This is a genomic window from Tabrizicola sp., assembly GCF_030694085.1.
Taxonomy (GTDB): domain Bacteria; phylum Pseudomonadota; class Alphaproteobacteria; order Rhodobacterales; family Rhodobacteraceae; genus Tabrizicola.
This window is the reverse complement of the sequence record NZ_JAUXZE010000039.1, coordinates 33,547-56,402: the sequence shown is the minus strand read 5'-3', so window position 1 is coordinate 56,402 and position 22,856 is coordinate 33,547. Positions and strand designations below refer to the sequence as shown.

At 65.3% G+C, this 22,856-nt stretch carries 18 protein-coding genes; 11 read left to right on the top strand and 7 right to left on the bottom strand.

All coding sequences use genetic code 11. From position 1 onward, the window contains the following. Nucleotides 1–3: 3 nt before the first annotated feature. From Q8M85_RS09190 to Q8M85_RS09160, 7 genes are all read right to left on the bottom strand, one after another. Complete coding sequence (locus Q8M85_RS09190; RefSeq protein ID WP_305543306.1) at nt 4–1,176, bottom strand: M20 aminoacylase family protein; 1,173 nt, start codon at nt 1,174–1,176, stop codon at nt 4–6. Between the two features lie 10 nt (nt 1,177–1,186). Next, complete coding sequence (locus Q8M85_RS09185; RefSeq protein WP_305543303.1) at nt 1,187–2,998, bottom strand: ABC transporter ATP-binding protein; 1,812 nt, start codon at nt 2,996–2,998, stop codon at nt 1,187–1,189. A gap of 9 nt (nt 2,999–3,007) precedes the next feature. Beyond that, entirely contained in the window at nt 3,008–3,823 is an 816-nt protein-coding gene (locus Q8M85_RS09180) for an ABC transporter permease (protein WP_305543300.1), read from the bottom strand. Between the two features lie 5 nt (nt 3,824–3,828). Continuing rightward, complete coding sequence (locus tag Q8M85_RS09175; RefSeq protein ID WP_305543297.1) at nt 3,829–4,770, bottom strand: ABC transporter permease; 942 nt, start codon at nt 4,768–4,770, stop codon at nt 3,829–3,831. 54 nt (nt 4,771–4,824) lie between these two features. Continuing rightward, nucleotides 4,825–6,369 carry an ABC transporter substrate-binding protein gene (locus Q8M85_RS09170; protein WP_305543294.1) on the bottom strand — a complete coding sequence of 515 codons (1,545 nt, stop codon included), beginning with the start codon at nt 6,367–6,369 and terminating at the stop codon, nt 4,825–4,827. Between the two features lie 100 nt (nt 6,370–6,469). Next, nucleotides 6,470–8,116 (bottom strand): amidase, encoded by a 1,647-nt coding sequence (locus Q8M85_RS09165; RefSeq protein WP_305543291.1) that lies wholly within the window; start codon nt 8,114–8,116, stop codon nt 6,470–6,472. A gap of 1 nt (nt 8,117) precedes the next feature. Then, the gene (locus tag Q8M85_RS09160) at nt 8,118–8,804 is read right to left on the bottom strand and encodes a FadR/GntR family transcriptional regulator (protein WP_305543288.1); all 687 of its coding nucleotides are present in this window, start codon (nt 8,802–8,804) and stop codon (nt 8,118–8,120) included. A 383-nt stretch (nt 8,805–9,187) separates the two neighbouring features. Between Q8M85_RS09160 and Q8M85_RS09155 the strand changes: the two genes are divergently transcribed. The 11 genes from Q8M85_RS09155 (at nt 9,188) to Q8M85_RS09105 (ending at nt 22,831) form a co-directional block, all read left to right on the top strand. Beyond that, nucleotides 9,188–10,180 carry a transferrin-binding protein-like solute binding protein gene (locus Q8M85_RS09155; RefSeq protein WP_305543285.1) on the top strand — a complete coding sequence of 331 codons (993 nt, stop codon included), beginning with the start codon at nt 9,188–9,190 and terminating at the stop codon, nt 10,178–10,180. 139 nt (nt 10,181–10,319) lie between these two features. After that, nucleotides 10,320–11,621 (top strand): surface lipoprotein assembly modifier, encoded by a 1,302-nt coding sequence (locus Q8M85_RS09150; RefSeq protein WP_305543283.1) that lies wholly within the window; start codon nt 10,320–10,322, stop codon nt 11,619–11,621. Between the two features lie 182 nt (nt 11,622–11,803). Then, the gene (locus Q8M85_RS09145) at nt 11,804–13,450 is read left to right on the top strand and encodes a hypothetical protein (RefSeq protein WP_305543280.1); all 1,647 of its coding nucleotides are present in this window, start codon (nt 11,804–11,806) and stop codon (nt 13,448–13,450) included. A 22-nt stretch (nt 13,451–13,472) separates the two neighbouring features. Further along, on the top strand, nt 13,473–14,507 hold the full coding sequence (locus Q8M85_RS09140; protein ID WP_305543277.1) for a hypothetical protein: 1,035 nt from the start codon (nt 13,473–13,475) through the stop codon (nt 14,505–14,507). A 13-nt stretch (nt 14,508–14,520) separates the two neighbouring features. Then, nucleotides 14,521–15,882, top strand: coding sequence for a S8 family serine peptidase (locus tag Q8M85_RS09135; RefSeq protein ID WP_305543275.1), 1,362 nt, complete (start codon nt 14,521–14,523; stop codon nt 15,880–15,882). A gap of 381 nt (nt 15,883–16,263) precedes the next feature. Further along, nucleotides 16,264–17,868: an ABC transporter substrate-binding protein gene (locus Q8M85_RS09130; RefSeq protein WP_305543274.1), complete on the top strand. Its 1,605-nt coding sequence runs from the start codon at nt 16,264–16,266 to the stop codon at nt 17,866–17,868. Between the two features lie 85 nt (nt 17,869–17,953). Continuing rightward, nucleotides 17,954–18,916 (top strand): ABC transporter ATP-binding protein, encoded by a 963-nt coding sequence (locus tag Q8M85_RS09125; RefSeq protein ID WP_305543272.1) that lies wholly within the window; start codon nt 17,954–17,956, stop codon nt 18,914–18,916. Then, nucleotides 18,913–19,842 carry an ABC transporter ATP-binding protein gene (locus tag Q8M85_RS09120; RefSeq protein WP_305543271.1) on the top strand — a complete coding sequence of 310 codons (930 nt, stop codon included), beginning with the start codon at nt 18,913–18,915 and terminating at the stop codon, nt 19,840–19,842. Before Q8M85_RS09125 ends, Q8M85_RS09120 begins: the two co-directional genes overlap by 4 nt. Nucleotides 19,843–19,852: 10 nt before the next feature. Then, the gene (locus tag Q8M85_RS09115) at nt 19,853–20,782 is read left to right on the top strand and encodes an ABC transporter permease (protein ID WP_305543268.1); all 930 of its coding nucleotides are present in this window, start codon (nt 19,853–19,855) and stop codon (nt 20,780–20,782) included. Beyond that, the gene (locus Q8M85_RS09110; protein ID WP_305543263.1) at nt 20,779–21,636 is read left to right on the top strand and encodes an ABC transporter permease; all 858 of its coding nucleotides are present in this window, start codon (nt 20,779–20,781) and stop codon (nt 21,634–21,636) included. Before Q8M85_RS09115 ends, Q8M85_RS09110 begins: the two co-directional genes overlap by 4 nt. A 1-nt stretch (nt 21,637) precedes the next feature. After that, a complete protein-coding gene (locus Q8M85_RS09105) occupies nt 21,638–22,831 on the top strand; it encodes an aminotransferase class V-fold PLP-dependent enzyme (RefSeq protein ID WP_305543260.1) in 1,194 nt (397 codons plus the stop codon). Nucleotides 22,832–22,856 lie beyond the last annotated feature (25 nt).

Below are 22,856 nucleotides of genomic sequence, written 5' to 3'. Positions count from 1 at the left end.
CTTTCAGGCCGCGGGCATGCGGGTTTCGACAAGCTCGGCCCAGTAGGAGGCGCCGAAGGGGATCGCCTCGTCGTTGAAGTTGTAGGCAGGGTGGTGGACTTCGGCGGTGTCGCCGTTGCCGACCTGGATGTAGGCTCCGGGGACGACCTCAAGCATGTAGGCGAAATCCTCGCCGCCCATGATCGCGGGACAGTTGGCGTCCACCGACCCCGCGCCACCGATCCTTTCGGCGACCTTGGCGGCGAAGTCGGTTTCCGGTTCGGCATTGACCATCGCCGGATAGCCCGGTCGCCAGTCGATCTGGACCGACCCGCCGAAGCCCGCCACGGTGCCTTCGACCAGCGCGCGGAACCGCTCTTCGGCCAGTTTGCGCACCCCTGCGTCGAAGGTGCGGACGGTGCCGCGCAATTCGACGCGTTCGGGGATGACGTTCCAGGCTTCGGATTCGGTTCTCATCGAGGTGACGGAGACGACGATGGACTCCAAGGGGTCCGAGTTGCGCGAGACGATGGTCTGCAGCGCCATCACCGTCTGGCAGGCCATGACGGTGGTGTCGACAGTGCGGTGCGGATAGGCGGCGTGGCCGCCCTTGCCGGTCAGGTGGACGGTGAAGTTGTCGGTGGCGGCGTAGAACGGGCCGGCCTTGATGGAAAACTGGCCGACGGGCAGGCCGGGGGAGTTGTGCATCCCGTAGACTTCCTTGATGCCGAACCGTTCGATCAACCCGTCCTTCACCATCGCCTCTCCGCCCGCGCCGCCCTCCTCGGCGGGCTGGAAGATCACGGCGACGCGGCCGTCGAAGTTGCGCGTCTCGCAGAGGTATTTCGCGGCCCCCAGAAGCATGGCGGTGTGCCCGTCATGGCCGCAGGCGTGCATCTTGCCGGGGGTTTTCGAGGCATACGGCAGGTTGGTCGCCTCCAGGATCGGCAGGGCGTCCATGTCGGCGCGCAGGCCCACGACGTGGCCACGGCTGTCGGTCTTGCCCTTGATCACACCGACGACGCCGGTGCGGCCGATGCCGGTCACGACCTCGTCGCAGCCAAACTCGCGCAGGCGGTCGGCGACGGTGGCGGCGGTGCGGTGGACGTCGTACATGAGTTCGGGGTTTTCGTGCAGGTCACGGCGCCAGGCGGTGATCTCGGCCTGCATCTCGGCCAGACGGTTCTTGATCGGCATGGGTTCCTCCCTAGTCCTTCAGGACGAAATGGCCGGTGGCCACTTCGGTATAAACCGATGGGGCGGGTTGGTGCCCCAGCGGAAAGATCGGTGATTTGATCGGCTTGAACGACAGGTCATCGGCAAAGCGGCGTTTGGTCGGGTCGGCGATGGGAACCGCCGACAGAAGCTGGCGCGTGTAGCTGTGCGAGGGATTCTCGAAGATCGCCGCGCGGGGGCCGATTTCGACGATGCGGCCAAGATACATCACGCCCACCTGATGGGCCACGCGTTCGACGACGGCCATGTCGTGGGAGATGAAGAGGTAGGAGAGGCCGAGGTCTTCCTGCAGCTCCATCATCAGATTCAGGACCTGCGCCTGGACCGACACGTCGAGCGCCGAGACGGCTTCGTCCGCGACGATCAGCTTGGGGTTGACGGCAAGGGCGCGGGCGATGGCGACGCGCTGGCGCTGGCCGCCGGACAGTTCGTGCGGGAAGCGGTTCAGGAAGGTGCGGGGGAGGTGGACGCGGTCGAAGAGTTCCTCGACGCGGGCTTTCAGCGCAGCCCCCGAGGCGAGGCCGAAGTTGACGATGGGTTCGGCCACCTGGTCCTTCAGGCGGCGGTAGGGGTTCAGGCTGGCGAAGGGGTCCTGGAACACCATCTGCATGTCGGCCCGCGCGCGTCTCAGGTCATGGTGGCTTAGTGCGCCGATGTCGCGACCGCCGATCCAGACCTCGCCGCTGGTGGGCTGGACCAGGCGCAGGATCGATCGGCCGCAGCTGGATTTCCCGCAGCCGGATTCGCCGACGAGGGCAAGGGTTTCGCCGACGTTGAGGGTGAAGCTGACATCCTCGACTGCATGCACCTGCGCCACGGTTCGGCGCAGGATGCCGCCCTTGACGGGAAAGCGGGTGGTGAGATGCCGGACATCCAGCAGGACCTGGGGTTTGCGCGCCACGGGGGCGATGCGGGCGGCGCGCGCGCTTTCGTCCCCGATCAGGCGCATGCGTTCGGGGGCGGGCTTGCCCTTCATCTCGCCCAGTTTCGGGACCGCGGCGAGGAGGGCCTTGGTGTAGTCTTCCTTCGGCGCGGTGAAGATCTGGTCCACGGTCCCGGTCTCGACGATGCGTCCGCGGTACATGACGACGACCCGGTCAGCCATCTGCGCGACGACCGCCATGTCGTGCGTGATGAACAGGACGGCCATCCCGTTCTCGCGCTTGAGGCGGTTGATGAGGGCGAGGATCTCGGCCTGGATCGTGACGTCGAGGGCGGTGGTGGGCTCATCCGCGATCAAAAGCTTCGGCTCGCAGGCCATTGCCATTGCGATGACGACCCGCTGGCGCATGCCGCCGGACAGTTCGTGCGGGTATTGCTTCAGGCGGCGTTCGGGTTCGGGGATGCGGACGCTGCGCAGCAGGTCGAGGGCGCGGGCGCTGGCCTGGGCCTGGCTGAGGCCCTTGTGCAGCATGAGACCGTCGGTCAGCTGGCGTTCGATGGTGAAGACGGGGTTGAGCGCGGTCATCGGCTCTTGAAAGATCATCCCGATCTCGTTGCCGCGCACTTCGCCCATGACAGAGGGCGAGGCGGCGGCGACGTCCAGTTCGGTGCCGTCCGCGCGCCGGAAGCGCAAGGCCCCTGCCGCGATGGTCCCGCCGCCGAATTCGACCAAGCGCATGAGCGAGAGCGAGGTCACGGACTTGCCCGACCCGCTTTCGCCGACGACGCAGACCGTCTCGCCGGGCGCGATGGTGAAGGACACATCCTCGACCCCCACGACAGGGCCGCTGTCGGTGGCGAATTCGACCCTCAGGTGATCGACTGAAACGATGTCCTTCATCGCCACCCCCTATTTCGACTTCGGATCAAGGATGTCGCGCAGGACGTCCCCAAACATGTTGAGGCCAAGGACCGTCAGCGCCACCGCCGCGCCGGGGACGAGCGCGGTCCAGGGGGCCACGTCCAGCTGATCGCGGCTGGCCTGGATCATCAGGCCCCAACTCGCCGCCGGGGGCTGCGTTCCAAGGCCGAGGAAGGAAAGTCCCGCCTCGGCCAGGATGGCGAATGCAAGCGAGATGGTGGCCTGCACGATCACCGCGGGCATGATGTTCGGCAGGACATGGCGCAGCATGATCATCCCGTCGGTGGTGCCCGAGGCCCGCGCGGCCTCGACATAGGGCATTTGCGCGACCTTCAGCGCCTCGCCCCGGATGATGCGTGCCAGGTAGGGGGTGAAGGCGATGCCGATGGCGATGATGGTGTTCTGCAGGTTAGGCCCAAGGACCGCGCTGATGGTGAGGGCAAGGAGGAGGGCCGGGAAGGCCAGAAGCGTGTCGACAAGGCGCATCAGCACGTTGTCAATCCAGCCGCCGAAGTAGCCGGAAACGAGGCCGAGGGGGAGGCCGAGGACGATGCTCATCAGAACGGCCGTCACGGCGATCTCCAGCGACGTGCGGGCGCCGAGGATGACGCGGTACAGCATGTCACGGCCCAACTGGTCGGTGCCCAGAAGGTGCGTCCAGGTCGGCGGTGAGCGGCGGGCGAGCATGTCCATCTTGGTCGCGGCGTCGGGTGGGATGACCATCGGGCCGACGATGGCTATGAGGGCGATCAACGTCAGAAGGATGATCCCGATCAGGCCCTTGGTGGTCTTGAAGCGCTTCATCCCGCTCACCCCAGCTTTACGCGTGGATCGATCAGGACGTAGAGAAGATCGACGAGAAGGTTGGTGATCATCACCACAGCAGCGATGACGAAGACCGTGGCCTGGATCAGCGGGAGGTCGCGGTTGAGAAGCGCCTGGTAGGTCAGCCAGCCCATGCCGGTATAGCCGAACAGGCTTTCCATCACGATGATCGACCCGAAAAGATAGCCGATCTGCAGTCCGGCGATGGTGATGACCGGCCCGATGGCATTGGCCAGGGCATAGCGCCAGATGACGGTGCTTTCGCGCAAGCCCTTGGCGCGGGCGACGCGGATGAACTCTTGCCCCAGGATGCCGGTCATGGTGGACCGCGTCATGCGGGTCAGGTGCGCCATGAGGCCAAGGCCAAGCGCCAGCGAGGGCAGGAAGGCATAGCGGAGGGAGCCGAGGAAATCCTCGGACGGCTCGACGATGCCGGAGGAGGGGAACCAGCCCAGCCAGCGGGCAAAGACCAGGATCATCACGATCCCCCAGAAGAAATCCGGGAGCGAAACCCCCATCAGCGCGGTCGACGAGCTGACAGTGTCCTGCCACTTGTCGCGGTGGACAGCGGCCCAGACGCCCAAGGGCACGGCCAGGGCCAGCGCGATGGTCATCGACATCACAACGATGATCGCCGAGGCGACTGCCTTCTGCGCCAGAAGTTCGGCGATGGGCTTCTTGAAGATCAGCGATGTGCCCCAGTCCCCGGTCAGAAGCCCGCCGATCCAGTTGCCGTATTGCACGAGAAGGGGGTCGTTCAGTCCCAGCGACTGACGCAGACCCTCCAGCGCCGCGGGGTTTGACTGGGTTCCCATGATCATCATCGCCACGTCGCCGGGCAGGATGTTGGTGACGGCGAAGGTCACCAGCGTGATCAGGAACAGCGTCAGGATCACCGACAGAAGCCGGTTCAGCACATAGGTCATGGCGGAGGCCCCGGTGGGAACCGGCGGGCCAGGGGCGGCCCGCCGGAGGATGCGTCAGGCCGAGAGCCAGACCTTGTGGAAGTTGAGGTTGGAGCCGTTCGGATGCACGACGGTATCCAGACCCATGACCTTCGGCTGCGCGCCGATGGTGCCGTTGCGGAACCACAGGACGATGTCGTGCGCCTCGTCCCAGATCTGCTTCTGCACCGCCTTGTAGACATCGGCGCGGGCGGCGTCGTCGACCGTGATGCGGGCCTTTTCGGTCAGCTCGTCGATGATCGGGTCCGAGATGTTGCGGTAGTTGAACGCACCCTTCGAGTTCCAGACCGAGTAGTAGAGAAAGTCGCTTTCCCAGAGCGTGAAGAAGTTCATCATCGTCATCTGGTAGTCCTTGTCGACCCAGCACTGCGACAGCCAGTCCGCCCAGGTCAGCTGCTCGATGGTCAGGTTGACGCCCGCCATCTTGAACCATTCGACCAGGATCTGCGCCGTTTCGATGTGGTAGGGATAGTTCGTGGTGGCCTTGAAGACGATGTTCAGGCTGCCCTCGGGATAGCCCGCTTCGGCCAGCATCGCCTTGGCGCCTTCGATATCCTGCGGGCGGGGGGCGATGTCCTTGTTGTAGGCGGCATCGGTCGGAAAGCTGGGTGAGGCGGTGGTGGCACCCTGACCCCAGAGCGCCCCCTGCATCAGCGCCTCCTTGTCGATGATCATGTCGAAGGCGACGCGGACGCGCTTGTCCTTGAACGGCTCGAAGGTGTGGTTCATGTTGATGAAGTCGAAGTTCAGCGGGAACCACTTCTTCACCTGAAGCCCGGCGTCGCCTTCGATCTCGCCCACGCGGTCCAACGGGATGTCATTGATCATGTGCAGCTCGCCGGTGCGCAGGCCGGTCAGGCGGGTGGTGGGTTCGGTGATCTCGCGCGCTTCCACGGCGTCAAGGAAGGCGGGGCCTTCCCAGTAGTCATCGAAGCGCGACATCTTGACCACGGTGCCGACCTCGTAGCTGTCGAACTTGAAGGGACCTGCGCCCATCGGGTTGGTGCCCTGGGTCGGGCCAGAATCGACCGGCATGATCACGCCCGCGCCGTTTTCCGACAGGCGTGACAGGAAGGGCGCGTTGACGGCGCTCATCTTGATCACGACGGTCAGGTCGTCGGGGGTCTCGATGGCGGCGACGTTGTTGAACACCTCAAAGTTCACGGCACCCGTGGCCGGGTCCTTGCAGCGTTCGAAGCTGTATTTCACATCGGCCGAGGTCATCGTCGCGCCGTTGTGGAACTTGACGTTCGGGCGCAGCTTGAAGGTGTAGGTCAGGCCGTCCGGTGCCACCTCGAAGCTTTCGGCAAGGCCGGGGATGACCTTGAGATTGGCGTCCACCGTGACGATGGACGAGTGGATGTTCTGCAAGACGCGGCCCGACGAGGCGGTGCCGGTCTGGTGCATGTCCAGGTTCTGAGTCGTCTCCGAATGGCCCCAGATCAGCGTGCCGCCCGAAACCGGCGTGTCCTGCGCCAAGGCGGGCAGGGCGAAGCCGCCCATCATCATGCTGCCGCCCATCACCGCCGTCGAGTTCAGAAGGAAGTCTCTGCGCTTCATGTCGTTTTCCCTGTTGGTTGGCCGCGGGTGCGGACTTTGGATGAAGACCGCTCAGCGGCCCGGTGTCGTCTGCCCGCATTGGCTGCGGGTCGGTTGTCGTTCATTCCGGCAAGCCGGGGCGCCTTCCGGCCACGTCCAGCGCCGCTTCCAGCGCCATGCCCAGCCGCAGGATCGGTCCCTCGTCGTAAAGCCGGCCCCAAAGCGAGATGCCCTGCGGCACGGTGTAGGTCTTGCCCGCCGCCGCCTCGCCCGTGGTCAGCTTGCCCGAGGCAAGCGACGCCGGGCTGCGGGTGCCCAGATCCTGGAACCCGGCCCGCAGATGCAGGCAGGGGTGGCCGGTGAAGTTCGAGGCGATCAGCATCGGCCCCGTCATGAAGGGGCCGACAAGCACGTCGCACTGGCGAAAAAGCCCATCCAGCGCCTGCATCACCAGATAGCGCAGCCGGTCCAGCTGCACATGGTCCACCGCCGACAGGAAGCGCGCCTTGCGCATCGCGTTCGGCCAGGCGGCGGCGTCCTGCCAGGTCAGCGTGTCGTCAAGGCCCGAGAGGGTGAGGTCCTCGAAACTGGCGGCTGCTTCGGCGAAAAGGATGTTCATCAGCGCGCCGTAGGGCAGGTCGGGGAGGCTGGCCTCGACCACCTGCACCCCCAACTTCCGCACCGCCTCCAGTGCCGCGTGGTCCACCGCCGTCGCATCCTCGCCGAAGGCTTCGGCCAGGTAGCCAACGGTCAGTCCGCGGCAATCGGCGGTCGCATCGAAGACGAACGGCGCGGCAATGGTGGAGCGGTCGGCGGTGTCAGCGCCGTTCAAGGCGGCCAGCACGATGGCCGTATCCTCGACCGACCGGCAGATCGGCCCGACCTTGTCCAGGCTGTTGCACAGCGCCATCCCGCCCGCCCGGCTGACCCGCCCGAAGGTGGGGCGCAGGCCCGTCGTGCCGCAGCGCTGGCTGGGCGAGGTGATCGAGCCCAGCGTTTCGGTCCCGATGGCAAAGGCGCAAAGCCCCGCCGCCGTGGCGCTGGCCGACCCGGCGGATGACCCGCTGGAGCCTTCGTTCAGGTTCCACGGGTTGCGGGTGACACCGCCATACCAGATGTCGTTGTAGGCCAGCGCGCCCACGGTGGTCTTGCCCAAAAGGACCGCCCCGGCGGCGCGGAGTCTTGTCACGATGGTCGCGTCGGAGTCCGCGATGCGGTCACGGAAGGGTTCAGCGCCCCAGCCGGTGATCGTGCCCTTGGCGTCGAAAAGGTCCTTCAGCCCGTAGGGGATGCCGTGCAGCGGGCCAAGATTCACCCCGCCGCGTGTGAGGGCATCCGCTGCATCGGCCTCGGCCAGAGCAAGGTCGGACGTGACCTGCGCCCAACATTCCAGCTTTGGCCCCAGGACCGCGATCCGGTCAAGGTAGATCTGGGTCAAGTGGCGGCTGGTCAGCACACCCGTCCTGATCCAGGTGGCAAGATGCGTGACCGGAGCGAAGGCAATGTCCTCGTCGGTCTTGGGCAGGGGGGCGGTCACGCTGGACAGCAGCAGCGCGTCCGCCCCATGTGGCATCGCGAAATCGGGCAGGCGCGGATCGAAGCGCAGGGCCATCGGCACATGGTTCGCCAGTCGGACCGCCCGGCGGTGCAGGGCCGATGTGATCTGCCCCTGAAGATTGTCCAGCATCAAGCGGCGTTCGTCGGGGGTGTATTCGACACCCATGATCTGCTCGGCCGCAGCAATCGTTTCAAGGGTGATGCCGGTCACTTCAGTCTCCGTCCGAGGAAAGGATGCGATTGAGGTTGTCCGCCAGCGTCGTCAGGTGCTTGCGCATCGCCGCTTCGGCACCGGGGGCGTCTCCGGCTTCGATCCGGTTGATGATTTCGACATGTTCGACGGTCCGGTCCTGCAGCGAGCGCATCGAGCGTGCCTTCTGCCGGACGCCGCGCCAGTCCGGATTGCCGCGAATCTCGTCGATCATCGAGAAGGCGGTCAGCAGCGGCTTGTTCCGCGCCGTCCGCGCGATCAGCCGGTGCAGGGCGCCGTCCCACAACTCGATGGAGTCGGGATCGCCCGCCTGCAGGATGCGCTGCGCCAGGTTGCGCATCCTGTCGATGTCGTCGGGCAGGGCGTGGCGCGCGGCCATCGCGGCCAGGACGGGTTCTATGCAGAGACGGGCCTCCATGACCTCGGCGACATTGGTTTCGCCGACGATCTCGGCTGCCAGAAGCTGCGTCTTGTCGGGAGGCTGTCCGGCGAAAGTGCCTTTGCCCTGCTTGCGCCAGATCAGCCCCTCGGCCAGCAGGCTTTCCAGCGCGCTGCGCACCGCACGCCGCCCGATGCACATGCTGTCGGACAGGTCCCTCTCGGTGGGAAGCCGCCCGTCGGCGGGAAGCGCGCCGCCCTCGATCATCGCCAGCAGCCGCGCCCGCACGACATTGGCGCTGTCAGTCACAACCGGATTTCGGCGGGGTGGCGGCATGTGTGAACCAATTCAGATTTGGTTCAAAAGTGGCGACCTCGCATCGATTCTGTCAACCGCAATCCGGCAGGCCCGCTGGTGACGAAGGAAAATTCGGCAGACGTTGGCAGATCTGATGCCAATCCGGGCAAATCTGAAACCCTCTCGCTTTGACGGGGGCGCCCCAGGCGGATCCAAGCTCGCACCAATCCGGCATTGATCAGCGAATCTTCCCCGGCGCGCAGGCCCCCGCAGCCGACAGTCGCGCGCCGGCACCACCCCGCGCTGACGATGCGCTGACGGTAGTCCGCGACTGTCGTCGGTGACCGGCGAATCATCGGTCAGATCTTGGGACCTTCAGAAAGTGGGGAAAGACCGTGAAGAACATTCACACCATCAGTGCCATGCTGCTTGGCACGACTCTCATCGCTGCCTGTGGCGGCGGAAGCGGCAGCGGCGGTCCGGGCGTGACGTCGCGTTCGGGCAACTCCGATGCGGACAGGGTTCTTGCCGTGGAAGCGGGGAACGCTGCCGAAGCGCTGGAGGCCGGCGCCACGCTGAAGGCGTCGCAGCGCGCCTCGTCCGGCTGGACGCGAACCTTCGACGCCGCGACGGCACGGCTGACGGCGGATTCCACCGCCAGCGTCACCTTGAATGACGAGGGCGGGCTGGACCTGACCATCGGCGGCCAGACGATCCGCTTCATCGCGTCGGACCTGACCGAGGACGGGAACGGCTTCGAACTTCCCGACGGAACGGCGGGGATCTGGTCCTGGGACGGCGAAAGCATCGCCGACGCGCTGGACCCGGCGGCGGGGCGCTACAGCCTGGTGTTCGACTATTACTCCGACAACGAGGACGGCACTGGACGCAATGGGTTCCTTGTCGTGGGGACCGAGACCGCCGACGCGGACCTTCGGGCCCTGCCGACGGCGACCTACCAGGGCTACGCCCGGATCCGGGTCGCGCCGACGACGGGGTTCAACGACTACGCCGCCGATGTCTCGGAAGCGCGGGGCGACGTGACGATGGTTGCCAATTTCGGTGCGGGCACCGTGTCGGGCGCTGTGACGAACATGGCGGGCCGCGCCCCCAGGCTTGAGGACCCGACCCGCACCTGGACGCCGTTCGACGGCGGGCTGACGATGGAACAGGCGGCGATCACCGGCAACGGCTTTACCGGCGCGATCACGGCCGATGCGGGCTTCGCTGCGGCAGTTGGCACCATCGACGCGGGCTCGTCCTATTCCGGCACGTTCTTCGGTCCGGGCGGCGAGGAAGTCGGGGGCGGCATCAACGTCACCGGCACCGGGGCCGAGGATGGTCAGGGCTACCTTGGCTTCGGCCATTGGCGGGCGTGGCAGCAGTAACCGCTGACCCGGAAAATCTTGGGGAAAGGCAAGGAACGGCCACCGCTCTGGCCTTGCCGGTCTGAACGTTTGCGGTGGCCCGGTGCGGGTGTGTCCCCAAGTCACTCCCGCACCACTTGCGTAAATCTTGGGGGCTGTCATGAAACTTCGTCATCGATTCAACCGACTGGTCCGAACTGCCGGCGTGATCGCAGTGCTGTTCGCGGGCCTGGCACAGGCAGACACGGCACTGGCCGACACGCTGGAAATGGCCTTGCAGCGGGGGGACGCCAACGCGGCCCGGGCGGCACTTGAGGCCGAGGTTGCCGGCAAACCGGACGCGGCCATCCACCGCGCGCATCTGGAGGGCCTGATCGCGATGCGCCGGGGCGATCTTCGGACGGCCGAGGCGGTGTTCCGGTCCATCCTGGCCAAGCACCCCGGTTTCGAGCCGTCCCGTGTGCAACTGGTCATCGTCCTGGACAAGCTTGGCGATCCCAAGGTCCGGCATGAGGCGCAGCGGCTGGCCGAGACCACCAAGGATGCCGGGCTGCGGGCGAGGTTGGCGCGGAAGGCGGGCGCGCGGGACCAGCAGGAAAAGTCAGGGGTGCAATTCCGGTTCTCCGTTCTCCCGTCCAGCAACCTGACGGGCGGGCCGAAAACCGACACGATCCTGATCGGAGGCCTGCCGTTCCGCCTGGACCCCGGCTCTCGGCAGGCGGGGGGCACGGGGCTGAGCCTGGGGCTGGTCGCGTGGCAAAGCTGGGACCTGAGCCCGGACTGGCAGCTGACGCTGTCCGGCTCGGTCGACCGGCGGATCTATGACACCGATGCCAAGGCGGACGAGACGGAAGTCGGGGGGCGTCTTGCCCTGGCGCACAAGACAAGCTGGGGCGGGCTTTCCTTTGGTCCCAGAACCGCCATCCTGTTTCAGGGCGGCGAACTGGTGCGCAGGCAGGCGGGCCTGGGGTTCGAGACCGCCGTTCTGACTGGCAGCAAGACCCGGCTGAACTTTTCGGCCGAGGTGCTTCGGCAGCGATTTCCGCAGACGGCGTATCGGGATGGCACCCTGTCGCGGGGCCAGATCGGTCTGCGCTGGACGGCAAACCGCGACGCCGAATTCCACATGAACCTTCCGATCGAAAGGGAAACGGCTGTAGCCGATCACCTGTCGCATCTTGAACTGGGGATCGAACTTGGCGTGCAACTGCGGCGTGGCCCGGTGGGAATTGGTCTTGCCGTCGCAACCAGTCTCGACCGCTATGACGGGATCTATCCCGGCTTTGACGTTGCGCGCAAAGACAAGGTGTCCAGCCTGAAACTCTCTTTCCGGCATGACAAGCTGGATTGGCAGGGACTGGTGCCCGAGCTGACCGTCACCCGCACCCGCCAGGACAGCAACATTCCGTTGCATGACAGCTGGACAACGGATGTGGGGCTTAATCTGGTCAAGCGGTTCTAGCCATGCTGGACACCCCAAAATCCGCAATTGCCGCCAGCGATTTGCCAAAGTGGGGTCTTGCCCCGAATTCGCCGCACCGGCGCGAGATCAAGAAAAGCTTGCCCGAAAGCGGACAAGTGTTCACAGTTGCGCGTCAGCAGAGGGCTGTCCCGTCATCGTATCCCGCAAACAAGGGAGCAGAGTTGCCAAAAGCGACGGCGATCTTTGCAGGGCCATTCCGCGTCAGGGCTGACGATGCGCGAGACATTACCCCAACAAGCCCATTGCGCCAGGCGCTTCTGGCGGTGCTGATCCTGGCGCCAAGGCAGATGAAGGCGCGCAAAAGCCTGCAAAGCATGTTCTGGGGCTCGGCGGATGCGGCGCATGCGGCTGCCAATCTTCGCACCGCACTTTACCAGTTGCGCCAGGACCTGATGCCCCTCGGGCCGGAGGTATTGCAGGCCGACCGCCAGATGGTGTCGCTGAGTCCGGGCGTCATTGCAGCCGATCTTGGCGCAGACACCGGGCTGGACCTCTTGGAGGGGCTGGATCTGCCGCTGGCCGATTGCGACGGCTTTGAGGATTGGCTGCGCAGCCTGCGGCAATCGGGCAGCCCGACCGATGCCGCCGAGACTCCGGCCACATCCGCAGACGTCGGCGCGACATCCAGGATCCGCCCCGCGCCGCGTGTGGACCGGCCCCTGCGCATGGCGCTTGGTCTTTTGCCGACGGTTCACCTGGGACCGCCACCGGGCGCGGTGCTTGGTCAGGTCGAGGCGACAATCGACCAGATTGCGCAATTCCTGAAGGTCTTCACGCTGCTGGATGTCCACGACTTTCGTGATCCCTGCGCGCGCTCGGTGCCATTGCCCGTGGCCTCGGCGCAGGGGCCGACGCATCTGTTGCAGTCCCAGATTCAGCACGACGGCACCGGGGTCCGGCTGCGCTTACGGCTGCTGGAGGCCCATAGCCGCAAGCTTCTGTGGCTGTCGCAGCCGGTCACGCAACGGGAGCTGGACCAGGAAGCAACCCCCTGGCGTCTGGGTGAGAGCATCCTTGACTGCATGCGCCTGCATCCGCCGCCTGCCGGGGCACCGGACCTTTTCCCCTTCACCGCCCTGGCCGCGTTCTTTTCGCTCGACCCGCAAGAGATCGACCGCGCCGAAGTCCAGCTTCAGCGCATGGTGGCGGACGGCGGGCATCCGGTGCTGGAGTGCCTACAGCTGTTTGCCCAGGTCTTCAGGGTGAATGAACACTTGGGCGCTTCCGTCGAAATCGACACGGAACGGCTTTTGAACACTCTTGCCGACCTGTCCAATGCTGATCCGATGCTGCCGGTCTGTCAAAGCCTCTTGGGCTATGCCCTGCATATGCTGCGGGCCGAGAATGACCAGGCCTTCCACCTGATCGAGAATGCCAACCGCCTTGCGCCGAACTTTGCACTGAATCTGGATCATCTGGCCGTAATCCATCTGGTCCGGGGTGATCTGGACGGGGCCGACGCGGCCTGGCGCAGATTGAACCTGGTCGGGCAAAACAGCCCGTGGCGCTATACCTATGACATCACTGGCGCGATGATCCACCTGATGCGAGGGGATCTGCGTCAGTCGCTGTATTTCGCCAACCAGTCGATGTTCCGCAAACCGCGCTACCTGGCGGCGTTGCGCTATTCGATGATCGGCCTGGCCCTGTCCAATCGCTCGGAGGACGCGGCGCGGATGCTGGACCGGATCCGGGTGCTGCGTCCGGGATATGACCTGTCGCATTGGGCCGATGGCTTTGTCACGCGCATGCCGGTGCATCTGGCGAAGGCCGCGGTCCAAAGCCTTCGTCGCGTCGAGTTGCTTTGAAACGGGTGGGGGGATCGGGGAAATGCAGGTTGATGAAATTCAAAGGCTGCTGTCAGGTTCCGCACTGGTGATCGACAATGCGATCATCAGGGTCGAGGACCGTGGAAAGGCAAAACTGGAACTGGAGGGCGCGTTCAACACTTTTTTGGTGTTGAAGGATCGCGCAGAGCTGGCCCTGGAAGATGAGCTTCGCGAGAAGCTCCTGTCAGCTTCTGTAGTGATTGAGCGCTTCCTGGGAAGCAGATCGATCCTCGCGCTTAGCGTTGCAGGGTCCTTGCACAAAGGGTTGCATAAAGGTCTGCACAAGGGCCTGCACAAGGGCCTCCACAAAGGTTTGCACAAAGGCCTGCACAAGAGCGGGGCAGTTGGCGCGGGCGACATGCAGGCCATCGGCACGACCGATTATTCCTGGCCCGAGATTGATCTGCCGTGGAAGCACCACGCCCTGCTGCATCGGTGCCGGGATGCATTTGAATGGGACCGCCTGCCTCTGCCGCCCCCGCCGCCCGATGGGGACCGCCTGGGTGAAGCCAAACGGCTTCTTGTCCTGCAGGAAAAGCTCCTGACCCCCGAAAACGCCGACCGCCGCCGCCGCATCATTCTGGAGGCGGGCAATGACCTGACCGCCTACATGCAGCCACTTGGCGCCGACGTCAGCGCGCCTTACGGCGCCACCGCAATGCTGTTCCAGATGATCATCTCGCTGGGGGGGGCAATCGGGCAGCACTACAAGGCACGTTTCATGGCCGCCCGGCCCTCGGCGCTGGAGCCGGACCTGAGGCCCTTCCTGCCGGTGCCGGGACATTCGTCCTATCCGTCGAACCACGCGCTGCAATCCTGGCTGATCGCCGAGATTTTCGCCCGCACCGTGCCCGAGCATCCCGGCATCCCGGCCCTGTTCCGCGCGGCCGAAGAGGTGGCCGAAAACCGGGAATGGGCCGGGCTTCATGTGCGCAGCGACACCAAGGCGGGCCGCAAGCTTGCCCGGATGGCGATACCCGTGATCGAGGCGGTGCTGGACGACCAGTTGGCCGCCGTTCGCGCGGAATGGTATTGAGGGGGAGAGGGTCATGATCAAGTTGCCGGACGAACTGCCCACCGAACTGACCTTCCTCGAAACCTTCACAACCGGGGCCGGCGACCAGCCGCTGGGCAAGGGGCTGCGTCCCGCCTACCACGCGCTGTGGCATCTGAAGGCGCTTGGCGTGGTCGATGATCTGACCAGCTTCCGCGGTGCGTGGGACCGCCACCAGGCGGGCACGGAAGTGCGCGTTGCGGTGATCGACACGCCGGTCGCCCATGACCATCCCAACCTGCAGGGCGCGATCGACCTGGCGCTGATGCGGGATTTCTCGATCCATGACGAGGGCGTCTTCGTCGTGCCGACCGACGATGGGCCGATCGAGGAGGCTCGGGAAAAGCTTGTCGCGGACCTGCCCGGATGGACTGGCACGGGTGTCGAAGAAGCAAAGCGGACAATCCAGAAGGAAACCGCGAAGAAGGATGATCGCCCCTATTGCGCGCCTCGGTATTTCGGGGCGCATGGCACGGCGATTGCCGGCCTGATTGGCGCCAGACCTGCAGGCATAGACATCCGCAAGCCGGCATCCTTGGTCGAGCCGCAAAAGCCCTCGTACAACGACCCGCTGACGCTGCCCTATGCCGGGGTCAACCCATTCTGCAGCATCATCCCGATCACCACCTCTGCGTCGCCCGATCCCGACATGGTGCTGGCCGCCCTGAACTATGCCCGGCTGATCAAGCCCGACATCGTGGTCATCGCAGCGGCCTGGGAGGATCAACGGCACCGCAAGTCGCGCTGGGCAAAGGTCGACGAGGCTCTGCTCGCGCTGTGCAAGGACAGCGTGGTGCTTTGTGCGGCGGGCAACTCCGGCGACATCGACCTTGCCTATCCTGCCTGCCTTTCGGTCGAACCGGGTGGCCCTATCGCGGTGACCGCCTGCGACAAAGCCGGGAATGTGCTGGCCTATGCGCCAGACCCGCAGAAGAATGATCGCGTCCTGCGGACACTGAGCAGCTGGTCGGAAGCCTACTCCAACAAGGGCGTCATCCGGGACCCGTGGAAGGCGGTCGATCCGATGATCGTCCAGCCCGCCGACGATCCCACACTGGGCGGGCCTGTCGTGGACCTGCCCGCAGAAGGGTTGATCGCGCTGGATGCGCCTGGGCCATATGGCTACAACCCCTCGCCCTTCCGCTACCGTCCCAGCGGCAAGGGTCCGCATTTCGATGTTGGCTCGCTTTACTGCCAGTTCTCCGGCACCTCCGCCGCGACTGCGCTTGCCGCCGGGCTGATCGGTCTTGCGATCCAGGAAAGCGGAAAGTCCTCAAACTCGGAAAAGGCGCCTGAAACCCTTAAGCCGGGGAAGAAGGCCCTGACCTACGCGGAAGCCAAGAAACTTTACCGGTAGCGGGGCCTTTGAACGCATGCGGCTGCTGTGCGTGAGTCCCAGCGCCAATTCCGGCTGACGTGCCTGCACGGGGAAAGAAACGAAGCGCGCTGGGTCACCGGGCCTGGAAGGTCCCCGGCGTGGAAAGTCCCCGGCGTGGGAAGTCCCGAGCGGGTTCGCACGTCCCGGGGCAGGGGGCTGGTCGGGCTGACGATCCTCCGACCTGTGTCAGACCCGCCTGCACCTGCAGCGAATGTGACGCTTGCGCGGTCGCGGTAAATTTGTCAGACATCTGACATTGGCCTGACAGCTCAACGCCGCAGACCAGTGACGCGCCCGCATCGCACCACCCGGCCGACGTGGGGGCGCCAGCCAATAGAACGCGACACGGTGGAGGTACCGATGACATTTCTAAGACGATTGGTGGGGGTTGCTGCGGCCGCGACGCTGCTTGCGACCACCCCCCTGGCGGCCGAGATCACGATCAACAGCGCGGGCGACAGCACCAGCGGCTCTTACATGGATTACATGAAGACCGTCTATGCCCGCGCCGGGAACCCCGAGATCGTGCAGCTGCCGCTGACCACGTTCGACAACAACTTCCAGCTGCATCCTATGGCAGCGGAAAGCTGGTCGCAGTCAGACGACGGGCTGACCTGGACCTTCAAGCTGCAACCCGGCCTGACCTGGAGCGATGGCCAGCCGCTGAAAGCCAGCGACTATATCTTCGCCCTGCAACGGGCCGCCACCACGGGCTATGACTTTGCCTGGTACTGGGGCTATGCCGGCGGCATCGCCAACTGGGACCCCGTGACGAAGGGCGAGGCCGATGTCTCCACCCTTGGCATCGCGGCACCCGATGATCAGACGATCACCGTGACCACCTCGGCCCCAAAACCATATCTGCCGGGCGTGGTCTCGCTGTGGTACCCGGTCCCCAAGCACGTCTGGGACGTGCATGGCGACGAATACGCCGCCAATGTCGACACGATGGTCTCGTCCGGGCCCTTCCTCTTGGAAACCTGGGAGAAGTCGAACAACAAGATGACCTTCGTCAAGAACCCGTCCTACACCGGGCCCTGGCAGCCGCAGGCGGACCGCCTGGTCATCGACCCCTCGCTTGGCGCGCCCGAGGTGGGCCTTCCGGCCTTCATGGCGGGTGAATCCGACTTCTCGTACCTGAACGCGGGCCAGATCCCCTTTGTCGAGCAGCGCTTCCCGGGCCAGTTGGCCAAGAATGCGGTCTTTGCCACCTCGTACCTGTCCTTCGACATGGAAAGCCCACCGTTCGACAACGTCAACGTGCGAAAGGCGCTCTTCTACGCGATCAACCGGGACGAGATGACCACGACCGTGCTCAAGGACCTGGCGATCCCCGGGAAGTCGCTTCTGCCGCCGGGCTATCCCGGATACAACGAGACGATCACCTCCCAGTCGGTCTATGACCCCGACAAGGCGCGGCAGTTCCTGGCCGATGCGGGCTATCCGAATGGCGAGGGCTTCCCCGAAGTCGAGATCTGGTATCGCGACCAGGGCGGCTACAACGGGGCGATCACCGGGCCGATGCTTCAGTACCTGCAGGCCCAATTCAAGGACCAGCTTGGCATCACGATGAACATCAAGGTCATGCCGACAAAGGACTGGATGGCCGGCCTGATGGAGCGCAAGAACAACCTGTTCCTTGCACCCTACGAGTACGACTACCTCGACCCGTCGAACTTCTACGGCATTTTCTACAACGGCGGGCGGCATCACCACATGGTCAAGGCCTATGACGATCTGGTGGCGCAGGCCGACAGCAACCCGAACTGGGAAGAGCGTCAGAAGCTTTACATCGCGGCCGAGCAGGTCCTGATCGACAACGCCTCGTTCGTGCCGCTGGTCCACCCGGTGACGAATGCCGTGGTCAGCGCCGACCTGCAGGGCGACGGCACCAAGCCGAACGACCTGGGCTTCACGCCGCTGCGCCAGCTTGCGCTTTACTTCTATACCCATGTGACGAAGTAGGCTCTTTGCAAGATCGCCTCTTCCGGCCCACCCGGAAGAGGCTCCCCCCGACAGAAATCACTCCCCGCAGAACACGCCCGGACACATGCCGCTCGTCGACATCCAGAACTTGCATGTCAGCTTTCCGCAACACGAAGGCCTGGTGCAGGCCGTGCGCGGGATGTCCCTGGCCATCGAACCCGGCGAAAGCGTGGGCATCGTGGGCGAAAGCGGCTCGGGCAAATCGGTGACTTGCATGGCGGCACTTCGGCTTCTGCGCCAGCCGCCCAGCCGCATCACCGCCGACCGGCTGATCCTGGACGGTGTCGACATGCTGAAAGCCTCGCGCAACGACCTCGCGCGGGTCCGGGGCAAGGTTGCCTCGATGGTGTTCCAGGACCCGATGTCGGCCTTTGACCCCGTCTTCACCATCGGCCACCAGATCGTCGAGACGATCCGCGCCCATACCGATGCCAGCCTGTCCACCGCCAAGGAGCAGGCCGTCGCCCTTCTGGACCGGGTGCGGATCAAGAGCCCGGTTTCGATCCTGAACAGCTATCCCCACCAGTTGTCCGGCGGCATGCTGCAACGCGCGATGATCGCGATGGCGCTGTCCTGCCGCCCGAAGATCCTGTTCGCGGATGAGCCTACCACCGCGCTGGACGTGACGATCCAGGCGCAGATCCTGGTGCTGATCAAGGAGCTTCAGGCCGAGCTTGGGATGGGCCTTGTCATGGTCACGCACGATCTGGGTGTCGTGGCCGAGACGGTCGACCGCGTCGTCGTCATGTACGGCGGCCGGGTGATGGAGGAAGGACCGGTGCAGGCCATCTTCGACGACCCGCGCCACCCCTATACCCGCGCACTTCTGAACTCGATCCCCGGCCGCACCCCCGGCAAGCAGCGCCTGACCGAGATTGCGGGCCAGTCCCCGAACCCGGTGAACCCGCCGTCGGGCTGCCCCTTCCACCCGCGCTGCGCCGTCGCCCTGCCCGACTGCGCCACCACCGCCCCCGCCACGCGCCCGATCGGGCCGGGCCGGGCCGCTGCCTGCTGGGGGCTGCAATGACCGCCCCGGTGCTGGAACTGCGCAACCTGTCCAAGACCTTCCAGCTTCCCCGCAAGGGCGGCTGGTTCGCGGGCTACATCGACCACCACGCCGTCCGCGATGTCAGCCTGACGCTGCCACGCAACACGATCCTGGGGTTGGTGGGCGAGTCTGGTTCAGGCAAATCGACCACCGGCCTGATGACCATGCGGTTGATGGAGCCGACCTCGGGCCGGATCCTGATCGACGGCGCCGACATCAGCGCCCTGACCCCGGCCGCGCTGAAACCCTACCGACGCCAGATGCAGATCGTCTTTCAGGACAGCTACTCCGCGCTGGACCCGATGATGACGCTCGCCCGCATCGTCGCTGAACCCCTGCACATCCACGGCATCGGCACGCCTGACGACCAGACCGAACAGGCGCTTGCCATGCTGGACCGGGTCGGTCTGCACCGCAGCTATGGCCAACGCTACCCGCATGAGCTGTCCGGCGGCCAGCGCCAGCGCGTCGCCATCGCCCGCGCGCTGATCCTGCGCCCGAAGGTTCTGGTCGCGGATGAACCGACCTCGGCGCTGGATGTCTCGGTCAAGGCACAGATCATCAACCTCCTCCTCGACCTGCAGCAGGAGATGGGCTTGTCGATCCTGTTCATCAGCCACGATCTCTCCGTCGTCCGCTCGCTCACCGACCGCGTCGCCGTGATGTTCAACGGCCGCATCGTCGAGACGGCGGCCACGGAAACCATCTTTTCCGACGCCCGCCATCCCTACACGCAGGGGCTTCTGTCGGCGATCCCGGTCCTGAACCCGCGCGACCGCCGCCCGCGCCGGTTCCTGACCGCCGAAGAGATCGAGCGCGGCATCCCCCGCCTGCCCGGCGCCGGGACGTCCCCCGCCCTGGTCCAGGTGGCACCCGACCACCTTGTCGAAGCCGTCGCAGGATAGGAGGCGACCCATGCTGCGCTACATCATCGGACGGCTTCTTTCGATCCTCCTGACCTTCTTCGTGGTCTCGGTCATCGTCTTTTTGATGATGCACTCCGTTCCCGGCGGGCCGTTCGACGGCAACGACATGCCGGTCTCGGACGCGGTGAAGGCCAAGCTGAACGCCAGCCTCGGCCTCGACAAGCCGCTTTACGAACAATACCTGCGCTACATGTGGGGTGTGCTGCACTTCGACTTTGGCGTGCCGTTCCAAAGCCCCGGAGAGACCGTCACCGAACTTCTCGCCCGCGCCTGGCCGCCCAGCCTGATCCTGGGCGGGTCCGGCGTGCTGATTGGTGCGCCGCTGGGCATCCTGATGGGGATGGCCGCCGCGATGCGCCGCAACACCTGGTTCGATTACGTCGTCTCGGCCTTTTCGACCCTGGGCCTGACGATCCCGGTCTTCGTCATTTCGATGATGCTGATCATGGTCTTCTCGGTCTGGCTGAACTGGCTGCCTGCAGGCGGCTGGGAAAAGCCCTACAGCTGGATCCTGCCGATCACCGCCTATGCCGCCGTGCCGATGGCGACCTATGCCCGCTACACCCGGTCGGCCATGCTGGACGTGATGAACAAGCCCTTCGTCACCGTCCTGCGCGCCAAGGGGCTTTCCGAACGCCGGATCATCTTCCAGCACGTCCTGCGCAACGCCGCCCTGCCGCTGGTCACCGTCTTCCTGCCGATGTTCATCGGCACCGCCACCGGGTCGATCTTCGTCGAGGCGATGTTCCGCGTGCCCGGCCTTGGCGCGTATTTCGTCTCGTCGATCACGCTGCGCGACTACCCGCTGGAAATGTCGCTGATCCTGATGATCACCATGATGTTCTGCGTGGCCTACCTGATCTCGGACATCGTCTATGCGCTTTTGAACCCGCGCATCCGCTTCGGGGGCAAATCGTGACCCGGACCCGCAGCCCGCTTTACTTTGCCCTCCGGCGTTTTGCCGACAACAAGGCAGCTGTGGTGTCCGCACTGATCCTGGGGGTGATCCTGCTGATGGCGATCTTCGCGCCGCTGATCACGCCCACCGGCTATGCCGACCAGGCCTACCTGACCGAAGGTCTTGCCTTCCCCTCCGCCCAGCACTGGATGGGGGTCGACGATCTTGGCCGCGATTTCTTCACCCGGATCGTCTACGGCGCGCGGGTTTCGCTGTCGATCGGCTTCTCGGCAGCCCTGTTCGCGGTCCTGATCGGCATCCCGCTGGGGGCCATCGCCGGGTTCTACGGTGGCTGGGCCGACTGGTTCGTGATGCGCCTGATCGAGCTTTTCTCGGTCGTCCCGCCGCTGCTGGCCGCGATGCTGCTGGGCGCGCTGACCAACGGCGGTTTCTTCACCATCGTCCTCATCGCCTCGCTGTTCGGCTGGGTGCAGGTCTGCCTTCTGGTCCGCGCGCAGGTGAAAGCCTTCCGCGAGAAGGAATTCGTCCGCGCCGCGCAGGCCCTGGGGGCCAGCCCCGGCTACATCATCCGCCGCCACCTGATCCCCAACTCGATCTCGCCCATCATCGTGGGCTTCGTGCTGGCCATCCCCCTTGCGATGATGCTGGAAGCCTCGCTCAGCTTCCTTGGCATCGGCGTCCCGCCCCCGGTTCCCAGCTGGGGCCAGATGATCAATGTCGGAATGAACTTCATGTATTTCTACTGGCACCTCGCCGTCTTCCCCACGCTTGCGCTTGCCGTCACCGTCCTTGCGACCACCCTTCTTGGCGACGGGCTGCGCGATGCGCTGGACCCGACCATGAAAGGCCGCTGACATGGGCGAGAACCTTGCCGCCCAGTTCCTCTTGGACCCCGAAGTCACCTTCCTGAACCACGGCTCGTTCGGCGCCTGCCCGCGCCCGGTGTTCGAGGCCTACCAGCGCTGGCAGCTGAAACTGGAACGTCAGCCCGTGGCCTTTCTTGACCCCAACCGGGGCCTTTCCGGCTGGATGCGCGAAGCGCGTGAGGCGCTGGCCCGGGTCGTCGGGGCAGACCCTGACGACATCGTCGGCCAGACCAACGCCACCGCTGCCCTGAACATCGTCGCCCAGTCGCTGCCCCTGCAGCCCGGGGACGAGATCCTGACCACCGACCACGAATATGCGGCACTGGAAAAGACCTGGGCCTATGTCTGCCGCCGCACCGGCGCAGAGGTGAAGGTCGTCACCATCCCCCTGCCGCTGACCGACGAAGCGCAGTTCACCGACACTCTTCTCGCTGGCCTCACGGACCGCACCCGCGTCGTGTTTCTCAGCCACATCACCTCGGCCACGGCCCTTCTGTTCCCCATCGACCGCATCGTGACCGAGGCCCGGGCGCGTGGCATCTGGACGGTGATCGACGGCGCCCACACTCCCGGCCACATCCCGCTGGACCTGAACGCTCTTGGGGCCGACTTCTACGCCGGAAACTGCCACAAATGGATGATGTCGCCCAAGGGCGCGGGCTTCCTGCATGTCCGGCGTGAGCTTCAGCCGATGCTCAACCCGCTCGTCATCAGCCACGGCTGGACCGAGGATGGAAACCAGCCCGGCGCGAAAGGTCCCTTCGGCAACAGTTCCTTCATCGACATGCTGGAAATGCAGGGCACCCGCGACCCTTCGGCCTGGCTGACGGTGCCTGCGGCCCTGGCCTTCACCCGGCAGCACGACTGGGAGACGGTCGCCCGCGACTGCCGGGCGCTGGTCCAGGACACCGCCGCCCGCGTGGCAACCCTGACCGGACTTCCCGCCTTCGCGTCCCCCGAATTCTGCGCTCCGCAGATGGTGTCGATGCCGGTGCCGACCTGCGACCCGCTCCTCTTGCAGCGCAGCCTGATGGACCAGTACGGGATCGAGATCCCGTGCTTCACCTGGGCCGGGCACACCATTGTCCGGGTCTCGGCCCAGGGCTATAACACCGCTCAGCAGATGGACCATCTGGTCGCAGCCCTGACAGACCTTCTGCCCAAGCTTTCTGCCCAAGCCTGACCGGCGCGGCCCCCGCCACGCCCCC

What these genes read in the sequence shown, in the direction of transcription:
- Q8M85_RS09190 (WP_305543306.1), bottom strand. Translation starts at nt 1,176, where the DNA reads ATGCCGATCAAGAACCGTCTGGCCGAGATGCAGGCCGAGATCACCGCC.
- Q8M85_RS09185 (WP_305543303.1), bottom strand. Translation starts at nt 2,998, where the DNA reads ATGAAGGACATCGTTTCAGTCGATCACCTGAGGGTCGAATTCGCCACC.
- Q8M85_RS09180 (WP_305543300.1), bottom strand. Translation starts at nt 3,823, where the DNA reads ATGAAGCGCTTCAAGACCACCAAGGGCCTGATCGGGATCATCCTTCTG.
- Q8M85_RS09175 (WP_305543297.1), bottom strand. Translation starts at nt 4,770, where the DNA reads ATGACCTATGTGCTGAACCGGCTTCTGTCGGTGATCCTGACGCTGTTC.
- Q8M85_RS09170 (WP_305543294.1), bottom strand. Translation starts at nt 6,369, where the DNA reads ATGAAGCGCAGAGACTTCCTTCTGAACTCGACGGCGGTGATGGGCGGC.
- Q8M85_RS09150 (WP_305543283.1), top strand. Translation starts at nt 10,320, where the DNA reads ATGAAACTTCGTCATCGATTCAACCGACTGGTCCGAACTGCCGGCGTG.
- Q8M85_RS09140 (WP_305543277.1), top strand. Translation starts at nt 13,473, where the DNA reads ATGCAGGTTGATGAAATTCAAAGGCTGCTGTCAGGTTCCGCACTGGTG.
- Q8M85_RS09135 (WP_305543275.1), top strand. Translation starts at nt 14,521, where the DNA reads ATGATCAAGTTGCCGGACGAACTGCCCACCGAACTGACCTTCCTCGAA.
- Q8M85_RS09130 (WP_305543274.1), top strand. Translation starts at nt 16,264, where the DNA reads ATGACATTTCTAAGACGATTGGTGGGGGTTGCTGCGGCCGCGACGCTG.
- Q8M85_RS09125 (WP_305543272.1), top strand. Translation starts at nt 17,954, where the DNA reads ATGCCGCTCGTCGACATCCAGAACTTGCATGTCAGCTTTCCGCAACAC.
- Q8M85_RS09120 (WP_305543271.1), top strand. Translation starts at nt 18,913, where the DNA reads ATGACCGCCCCGGTGCTGGAACTGCGCAACCTGTCCAAGACCTTCCAG.
- Q8M85_RS09115 (WP_305543268.1), top strand. Translation starts at nt 19,853, where the DNA reads ATGCTGCGCTACATCATCGGACGGCTTCTTTCGATCCTCCTGACCTTC.
- Q8M85_RS09105 (WP_305543260.1), top strand. Translation starts at nt 21,638, where the DNA reads ATGGGCGAGAACCTTGCCGCCCAGTTCCTCTTGGACCCCGAAGTCACC.